1 protein-coding gene and 1 pseudogene are annotated in these 824 nt (G+C 42.2%); one reads left to right on the top strand and one right to left on the bottom strand.

Annotated elements, in window-relative coordinates; translation table 11 throughout:
• A pseudogene (locus R7040_RS25630) lies at positions 1 to 113 on the top strand (DUF445 domain-containing protein); the annotation flags it as partial.
• 79 nt (positions 114 to 192) lie between these two features.
• On the opposite strand, the gene R7040_RS25625 reads toward R7040_RS25630, so the two are convergent.
• Complete coding sequence (locus R7040_RS25625; RefSeq protein ID WP_005465952.1) at positions 193 to 669, bottom strand: Lrp/AsnC family transcriptional regulator; 477 nt, start codon at positions 667 to 669, stop codon at positions 193 to 195.
• Positions 670 to 824 lie beyond the last annotated feature (155 nt).

The following is an 824-nucleotide window of genomic DNA, read 5'->3' as shown; positions in this document are numbered from 1 at the left end:
TGGTTAAAGAAATGGTGCAAAGAATGATTAAAGAACACCTAGGCTGGCTAGTAGTTTGGGGTGGCGTATTCGGTGGTTTGATTGGTGTTATTAGCACCTTTATCGGCGCATAATCCTTCACTAAACATCCTGAGACCTATCGAAAAAGGAGCCCGTTGGCTCCTTTTTATGTCCTGTACCATGACAAATGCGTTAGCCTAATAGCTCCGGATTCACACCAAATCCCGTTTTGTGCTCTTCTATCACCACTTCACTTCGCGTCTGAATAACACCCGGTAGCGTGCCTAGCTTACTCGACATGAACTCTTGATACGCTTTCATGTTCTTCACTCGGACTTTAATCATGGTGTCGAAGTCACCAGAGAGCGAATAACACTCTTCAATTTCTGGCATCAATTCCACCGCTTTGGCAAACTTTTCAAAAATCGAGAAGCTGGTTTGATCCAAACGAATATGAATGAACACCTGAACATCCAATCCTAATTTTTCAGCATTCAACTCGGCATGATAACCATTGATATAGCCTTCTTTCTCAAGCCTTTTGACGCGATCTGAGCACGGCGACGTGGTTAAGTTAATCTGCTTCGCCAGTTCGACGACTGGAATTCGTCCGCGTGAATGAAGCACTCTCAAAATATGCAGATCAATCCTGTCTAATTGGTAGCTCATCAACACATCCTTGTAACAACTCAGGGAGCTTTACATTAATCGTTACCGTTATGTTTGCAAACTAACAAATGAACAACGTGTGAATTCCGCTTAGTTTTAACGTTTGCTTAGCACAAAAAGCCATCATCAACCTAAAAACACATTCTAGTTGTTAA

It is taken from the genome of Vibrio sp. 1069, from assembly GCF_033340555.1.
Note: the sequence above shows the minus strand (reverse complement) of the source record. Positions and strands in the feature narration are given on the sequence as shown.

Excerpts from the sequence above, each read along its gene's own strand:
- R7040_RS25625 (WP_005465952.1), bottom strand. The coding sequence starts at position 669 with ATGAGCTACCAATTAGACAGGATTGATCTGCATATTTTGAGAGTGCTT.